This is a genomic window from Streptomyces sp. AcH 505 (assembly GCF_000818175.1).
Taxonomy (GTDB): domain Bacteria; phylum Actinomycetota; class Actinomycetes; order Streptomycetales; family Streptomycetaceae; genus Streptomyces.
Window position 1 is genome coordinate 4640589 of record NZ_JTIY01000001.1, and the last position, 5035, is coordinate 4645623.

The window sequence follows — 5035 nt, forward strand, 5'->3', positions numbered from 1 at the left end:
GCTGGGACAACCGGGGCGGCGGCGCGGGCAACAGGGGCAGCAACCCCGGCGCCCGTACGTCGGGCAGCGGACGCGAGGACGAGCAGAAGCGTCCGTCCCGCCCCCGCCCCGAGGAGCGCCGTTACGACGTCGGCCGCTCGGGTCCGACGGGTGGCGCGGGCGCGAAGGGCACGCCGCGCGGCACCGGGCGTGCGGGCGGCTCGGCCGCCTTCACCCGTGACGCACGCGACGGTGACGACGAGCGCCGTGGTGGCGGCGCCAGGGGCGCCGCGGCCCGTGGCGGCGCCAAGGGCGGCCCCAGGTCCTCGCAGAGCGCGCCCAGGGCCCGCAGGGACAGCCAGGGCCAGTCCCGCCCCCGTGAGCTGGACGCGAAGATCGAGCAGCGCAACCGCGACAGGTACGCGGACGCGCCGGAGATCAGGACCCCGAAGACCAACCCGAACGACGAGGGCGAGCGGCTGCAGAAGGTGCTCGCGCGGGCCGGGATGGGTTCGCGGCGTGCCTGCGAGGAGCTGATCGAGCAGTCCCGTGTCGAGGTCAACGGCGAGATCGTGCTGGAACAGGGCATGCGCGTCGACCCCGACCAGGACGAGATCAAGGTCGACGGACTGACCGTCGCCACCCAGTCGCACCTCTTCTTCGCGCTGAACAAGCCCGCGGGCGTCGTCTCCACGATGGAGGACCCCGACGGCCGGCAGAGCCTCGGCGACTACGTGACCAACCGGGAGACCCGGCTGTTCCACGTGGGGAGGCTCGACACGGAGACCGAGGGCATCATCCTGCTCACCAACCACGGCGAGCTGGCCCACCGGCTCACCCACCCCCGGTACGGCGTCAAGAAGATCTACCTGGCCGCGATCCAGGGGCCGCTCCCGCGCGACCTGGGCAAGCGGCTGAAGGACGGCATCCAGCTGGAGGACGGTTACGCGAAGGCGGACCACTTCCGGGTCGTCGAGAACACCGGCAAGAACTACCTCGTCGAGGTCACCCTGCACGAGGGCCGCAAGCACATCGTCCGCCGCATGCTCGCCGAGGCCGGTTTCCCGGTCGACCGGCTGGTCCGGACGTCCTTCGGCCCGATCCCGCTGGGCGACCAGAAGTCGGGCTGGCTGCGCCGCCTCACCAACACCGAGGTCGGCATGCTGATGAAGGAGGTCGGACTCTAGGCCTGAGGCCCGGTACTCCGAGCACTTCGAGCACTTCGAGCGAACCCGCGGCCCGACGGCCGCGGGTTTTTGCTTGTGCGCGCGGCCCGTTCGCCTTTATAGTCAACATGACTATTAAGGAGGCGGGCCATGAGTCTCGCTGACATCCTCGACCCGTTGCAGCAGCCGCTGTTCACCGTGCTGGACACCCCGGTCAGCTGGACCGAGTTCCTCGGGTTCGGCAGCGGCGCGCTCTGTGTCTGGCTGGTCGCCCGCCAGCACCTCGCCAACTGGCCCGTCGGCATCGCCAACAACCTGTTCTTCGTCCTTCTGTTCGTCCCGGCGGGGCTCTACGCCGACGCCGGGCTGCAGGTCGTCTTCATCGCCCTCGCCGTGTACGGCTGGTGGATCTGGACCCACGGGGGTGGCCCGGACCCACGGTCCCTGCCGGTGCGGCGCAGCAGCCGCGCCGAATGGGGCGTGCTGCTCGCGGCGGGGGCGGTGGGGACAGCTGGACTCACCCTCCTGCTCGGCCGCTTCACCAACTCGACCGTGCCGTTCTGGGACGCGCTGACCACCGCGCTGTCCCTGGCGGCGACCTACGGCCAGTGCCGCAAACTGCTGGAGTCGTGGTGGCTGTGGATCGCCGCCGACCTCGTCTACATCCCGCTCTACGCCTACAAGGGGCTGTACTTGACCTCACTGCTGTACGTCGGCTTCCTCGCCCTGTGCGTCGTGGGGCTGCGCGGCTGGTCCCGCGATCTGGCCGGGGCGAAGGCACCGGCCGCCGAGGCGGTGACGGCATGACGGAGCTGACGGGATATCAGCACGGGCTGGTGCTGGGGAAGTTCTATCCGCCGCACGCCGGCCACCACCATCTCGTCCGCACGGCGAAGGAACGCTGCGCCCGGCTGACCGTGCTGGTCTGCGCCGCGTCCGTCGAGTCGGTGCCGCTCGCCGACCGGGTGCGCTGGATGCGCGAGGTCCACCCGGACGTCACGGTCGTGGGCGCGGTCGACGACGTCCCCATGGACCTGGGCGACCCCGACATCTGGGACGCGCACATGGCGGTCTTCCGGAGCGCCGTGCCCGAGCGGGTCGACGCGGTGTTCTCCTCGGAGGCGTACGGCGCCGAGCTGGGCCGCCGGTTCGGCGCGGCGTCGGAGTGCGTCGACCCCGGCCGTACGGCCTACCCCGTCTCCGCCACGGCCGTGCGCAAGGACCCGGTGGGCTGCTGGGAGTTCCTGTCGCCGCCCGTGCGCGCCGCGCTCACCCGCCGGGTGGTCGTCGTCGGGGCGGAGTCCACCGGCACCACCACGCTCGCCCGCGCTCTCGCCGAGCACTACCGGCGGCGCGGCGGGATCTGGGCGTCGACCGGCTGTGTGCCCGAGTACGGCAGGGAGTTCAGCGAGGAGAAACTGGCCGAGCTGCGCCGGGCCCGGCCGTGGGCGCACTGGTCGGAGGTCACGTTCGGCACGGACGACTTCCCGCTGATCGCCCAGCGGCAGAACGAACTGGAGGAGCGGGCGGCGAGGTTGGGCTCGCCGGTGCTGTTCTGCGACACCGACTCCTTCGCGACCACCGTCTGGCACGAGCGGTACCTGGGCGGCCGTAACCCGCGCGTCGAGGAGATCGCCGACCGCGTCGACCATCAGCTCTGGCTGCTCACCGACCACACCGGAGTCCCCTTCGAGGACGACGGACTGCGGGACGGCGAGGAGCTGCGGCCCTGGATGACCGACCGGTTCCGGGCGGAACTGACCCGTACGGGACGGCGGTTCCTCACCATGAGCGGCCCGCCCGCCACGCGGCTCGCGGCAGCGGTCGAAGCCGTGGACGACCTGCTCGGCCGGGGCTGGGACTTCGCGCCGCCCCTCCCGGAGCGCCGGTGACAGCGCGCCCCGGAGCGCCGGAGGGCTACGACCCGGCCGCCTTCGAACCGTTCGCCGTCACCGTCGACCTCGCCGTCTTCACCGTCCGCGAGAGCCGGCTGCACGTCCTGCTCGTGGAGCGCGGCCAGGAGCCCTACCGGGGAGCCTGGGCGCTGCCCGGCGGGTTCGTCCTGCCGCGCGAGTCCGCCGGGGACGCCGCGCTGCGTGAACTCGCCGAGGAGACCGGGCTGTCGGAGGAGACCGCCACCGTGCTCCACCTCGAACAGCTCGCCACCTACAGCGATCCCGACCGCGACCCGAGGATGCGGGTCGTCTCCGTCGCGTACGCGGCGCTCGTCCCCGATCTGCCCGAGCCACGAGGCGGTGGCGACGCGGCGAGCGCCGACTGGACGGCGCTCGGCGCCGGCGGGACACCGGTGGTCGGACCGCTCGCCTTCGACCACGAGCGGATCCTCGCCGACGCGTACGAGCGGGTCGGCGCCAAGCTCGAATACAGCTGTCTCGCCACGTCCTTCTGCCCGCCCGAGTTCACCCTCGGCGAGCTCCAGCAGGTGTACGAGACGATCTGGGGCGTCCCGCTCGACCGGCCCAACTTCCGCCGCAAGGTGCTGGCGACGCCCGGCTTCGTCCAGCCCGTCGAAGGACCGCCGCGCAGGACCGGCGGCCGAGGCAAACCGGCCGCGCTCTACCGGCAGGGCCCCGCCACCACGCTGCACCCACCGCTGCTCCGACCGGAAGGGCGTACCCCATGACCACAACTCCCGTGAAACAGCCCGCGACCGGCGCCCTGATCGGGCTGGCGCTCGGCGACGCGCTGGGCTTCCCGACCGAGTTCAGCGACGTGCCGTCGATCCTCGCCAAGACCGGCCCCTGGCGCGACATGGCGCTGCCGGAGCCCGCGTTCGTCACCGACGACACCCAGATGACCCTCGCGCTCGGCAAGGGCATCGTGACCGCCGTCGACCGCACCGGCGCCCTCGACCCGGCGAGCCTCGAACCGCCCGTGCGCGCCGAGTTCGTCGCCTGGTACCACGACCCGGAGAACAACCGCGCCCCTGGCCGCACCTGCCTGGACGCCTGCGCCCTGCTGGAGGACGGCCGCCCCTGGCAGCGGGCGAGCCGCCTCGGCTCGAAGGGCTGCGGCGCCAACATGCGGGTGGCGCCGATCGGCCTCGTACCGGGCCTCGGCGACGAACAGCGCGCGGGCGCCGCGCAGTTGCAGGCCGCCCTCACCCACGGCCACCCCACGGCGCTGGCCGCCTCCGACCTCACGGCACGCGCCGTCCACCTCCTCGCGCAGGGCACCGAACCCCTCGGCCTGGTCGGCCGGCTGCGCTCGTACGCGTACGAGAACCGCACCCGCTACGACCACCGGTGGCTCGGCGACCTGTGGACCCTGGGCGACGCCCCGACCCCCGGCGAGTTCATCGCCCGCGGCTGGGACGACTGCCTCGCCGCCCTCGACCGCCTCCAGCAGGCGCTGCGCACCCCGTCCCCCGAGACCGACCCGTGCCTGACGACGGGCGACGGCTGGATCGCCGAGGAGGCGCTCGCCACAGCGCTGCACTGCTTCCTGCTCTTCCCCACGTCCCCGCTCACGGCCCTGCGCCGAGCGGCCTGCACAAAGGGCGACTCGGACTCCCTGGCCTGCCTGGCAGGCGCCTTCGCCGGAGCCCACCTGGGCGCGGCGGCCTGGCCGGAGCACTGGTCGGACCGCATCGAGTACCGAACCGACCTGCTGAGGCTCGGCGCGCTCTGGGACGCCTGAGCCGACCGCACCTGCGCTACCCCCCGCCCCCTTCAGGGACATCAGGCGACGACAGGGCCGAGGCGCGGCGGGTGCGGGTCAGGAACGCTTCCACTCGCGCGCGGTCGGGTTCCGGCGGGAGGGGGGAGCCGGGGAGCGCCGCCTCGGCCTCCTCGGCCAGGCGGGTCATCCGGCGTTCGGTCTCCGGCCAGGGGACCTCGCCGCGCTTCACCGCCAGCAGCGGCTCCCGC

5 protein-coding genes and 1 pseudogene are annotated in these 5035 nt (G+C 73.0%); 5 read left to right on the forward strand and 1 reads right to left on the reverse strand.

Annotated features, from left to right (window positions below; translation table 11 throughout):
- From HY68_RS21195 to HY68_RS21215, 5 genes are all read left to right on the forward strand, one after another.
- Positions 1–1166 (forward strand): pseudouridine synthase (locus HY68_RS21195; protein WP_063779666.1); only part of this gene is annotated, 1166 nt, incomplete at its 5' end.
- 129 nt (positions 1167–1295) lie between these two features.
- Positions 1296–1952, forward strand: coding sequence for a nicotinamide riboside transporter PnuC (gene pnuC / locus HY68_RS21200; RefSeq protein ID WP_041991163.1), 657 nt, complete (start codon positions 1296–1298; stop codon positions 1950–1952).
- A gap of 5 nt (positions 1953–1957) precedes the next feature.
- The gene (locus HY68_RS21205) at positions 1958–3037 is read left to right on the forward strand and encodes an AAA family ATPase (protein ID WP_107070206.1); all 1080 of its coding nucleotides are present in this window, start codon (positions 1958–1960) and stop codon (positions 3035–3037) included.
- Positions 3034–3789 carry an NUDIX domain-containing protein gene (locus HY68_RS21210; RefSeq protein ID WP_041991167.1) on the forward strand — a complete coding sequence of 252 codons (756 nt, stop codon included), beginning with the start codon at positions 3034–3036 and terminating at the stop codon, positions 3787–3789. Before HY68_RS21205 ends, HY68_RS21210 begins: the two co-directional genes overlap by 4 nt.
- Positions 3786–4805, forward strand: a complete 1020-nt coding sequence (locus HY68_RS21215; protein ID WP_041991168.1) for an ADP-ribosylglycohydrolase family protein — start codon at positions 3786–3788, stop codon at positions 4803–4805. Before HY68_RS21210 ends, HY68_RS21215 begins: the two co-directional genes overlap by 4 nt.
- A 16-nt stretch (positions 4806–4821) precedes the next feature.
- On the opposite strand, the pseudogene HY68_RS44565 reads toward HY68_RS21215, so the two are convergent.
- Positions 4822–5035: pseudogene (locus tag HY68_RS44565) on the reverse strand (nucleotidyltransferase); the annotation flags it as partial.